Source organism: Zavarzinia marina (genome assembly GCF_021568905.1).
GTDB classification, from domain to species: Bacteria; Pseudomonadota; Alphaproteobacteria; order Zavarziniales; family Zavarziniaceae; genus Zavarzinia; species Zavarzinia marina.
Genome location: NZ_JAKGSB010000013.1, coordinates 1 through 2500 on the forward strand (window position 1 = coordinate 1; position 2500 = coordinate 2500).

General features: G+C 56.2%; 2 rRNA genes (1 of these 2 cut by a window edge). Both read right to left on the reverse strand.

From position 1 onward, the window contains the following. Positions 1-92 precede the first annotated feature (92 nt). Positions 93-208 (reverse strand): 5S ribosomal RNA (gene rrf, locus L2U69_RS19030). A 143-nt stretch (positions 209-351) separates the two neighbouring features. After that, positions 352-2500: ribosomal RNA gene (locus L2U69_RS19035) — 23S ribosomal RNA — on the reverse strand (it continues 597 nt past the right edge of the window).

Below are 2500 nucleotides of genomic sequence, written 5' to 3' on the forward strand. Positions count from 1 at the left end.
ACGACCTTCAGGTTATGAGCCTGACGAGCTACCGGGCTGCTCCACCCCGCGGTGTGGGTGAGGACGTTGTGAGGTTTTTGTCTGTTTTGCAGGCCTGGCGACGACCTACTCTTCCGACGCTTGAGCGGCAGTACCATCGGCGCTGAGGGATTTCACGGCCGAGTTCGGGATGGGATCGGGTGTTGGGGCCCTCGCTAAGGCCACCAGGCCAGCAAAACAGACGAATAAGTTCTCGAGGATGCACTGAACGTGAAGGATATGTCCTTGCGTGATGTGTCCTGTTTCGGGAGGCGACTGACGTCTTCCTCGCCGGACATGACGGCGACCGTATCGTTGAACGACACGATCTTGCGATAGAGCTCTATCGAGCGATTAGTACCGGTCGGCTTCATCCATTACTGAACTTCGACCTCCGGCCTATCGACGTGGTGGTCTTCCACGGCTCTCAGGGAGACCTGGTTTTGAGGTGAGTTTCCCGCTTAGATGCTTTCAGCGGTTATCTCGTCCGCACATAGCTACCCGGCCGTGCCGCTGGCGCGACAACCGGTGCACCAGAGGTGCGTCCACCCCGGTCCTCTCGTACTAGGGGCAGCTCCTCTCAAGTCTCCAACACCCACGGCAGATAGGGACCGAACTGTCTCACGACGTTCTAAACCCAGCTCACGTACCACTTTAATCGGCGAACAGCCGAACCCTTGGGACCTGCTCCAGCCCCAGGATGTGATGAGCCGACATCGAGGTGCCAAACGATTCCGTCGATATGGACTCTTGGGAATCATCAGCCTGTTATCCCCGGCGTACCTTTTATTCGTTGAGCGATGGCCCTTCCACACGGGACCACCGGATCACTATGACCGACTTTCGTCTCTGCTCGGCTTGTTGGCCTCGCAGTCAGGCAGGCTTATGCCATTGCACTCGTCAGCTGATTTCCGACCAGCTTGAGCCTACCATCGCGCGCCTCCGTTACACTTTGGGAGGCGACCGCCCCAGTCAAACTACCCATCATGCAGGGTCCCGGATCCGGATAACGGATCGCGGTTAGAGGCCAGAGACCGCCAGGGTGGTATTTCAACGGTGGCTCCACGCGAGCTGGCGCCCACGCTTCAAAGCCTCCCACCTATGCTACACAAGCGATCCCTAGCACCACTGCAAAACTGTAGTAAAGGTGCACGGGGTCTTTCCGTCTGACCGCGGGAACTCCGCATCTTCACGGAGAGTTCAATTTCGCTGAGCCGATGCTGGAGACAGTGGGGAAGTCGTTACGCCATTCGTGCAGGTCGGAACTTACCCGACAAGGAATTTCGCTACCTTAGGACCGTTATAGTTACGGCCGCCGTTTACCGGGGCTTCGATTCAATGCTTGCACATCTCCTCTTAACCTTCCGGCACCGGGCAGGCGTCAGACCCTATACGTCGTCTCTCGACTTCGCAGAGCCCTATGTTTTTAGTAAACAGTCGCTACCCCCTGGTCTGTGCCACCCCACAATGCTTGCGCAAAATGGGGTACCCCTTCTTCCGAAGTTACGGGGTCAATTTGCCGAGTTCCTTCAGCATCGTTCTCTCAAGCGCCTTGGTATACTCTACCAGTCCACCTGTGTCGGTTTGGGGTACGGTCTATACGCGGGGGCTATTTCCTGGGACAGTTTCACCGCGCACCCAATCCGATAAGGGCACACGATACACACCATCCGTCACCACCCGCAGGCCCAGGAATATTCACCTGGTTCCCATCGACTACGGCTTTCGCCCTCGCCTTAGGGGCCGGCTAACCCTGCGCAGATTAACTTTACGCAGGAACCCTTGGACTTTCGGCGTGAGTGTTTCTCACACTCATCTCGCTACTCATGTCAGCATTCTCACTTCCGATACCTCCAGGAGCCCTCACGGGTCTCCCTTCACAGGCTTACGGAACGCTCCGCTACCGCTCACACAAAGTGTGAACCCGCAGCTTCGGTGCATGGCTTTAGCCCCGATACATTTTCGGCGCAGGCCGGCTTATTTAGACCAGTGAGCTATTACGCTTTCTTTAAAGGATGGCTGCTTCTAAGCCAACCTCCTGGTTGTTTTGGCCTTCCCACATCCTTTCACACTTAGCCATGACTTGGGGACCTTAGCTGGCGGTCAGGGTTGTTTCCCTCTCGACGACGGACGTTAGCACCCGCCGTCTGCCTGCCGAACTATACTCCTCGGTATTCGGAGTTTGGTTAGGTTTGGTAAGTCTTTGGGACCCCCTAGCCCATCCAGTGCTCTACCCCCGAGGGTAAACATTCGACGCTCTACCTAAATAGATTTCGCGGAGAACCAGCTATCTCCGAGTTTGATTGGCCTTTCACCCCTATCCACAGCTCATCCCCGACTTTTTCAACAGGCGTGGGTTCGGTCCTCCAATGCATGTTACTGCATCTTCAACCTGGCCATGGATAGATCACTCGGTTTCGGGTCTGATCCCACGAACTTAGCGCCCTATTCAGACTCGCTTTCGCTGCGCCTACACCTAACG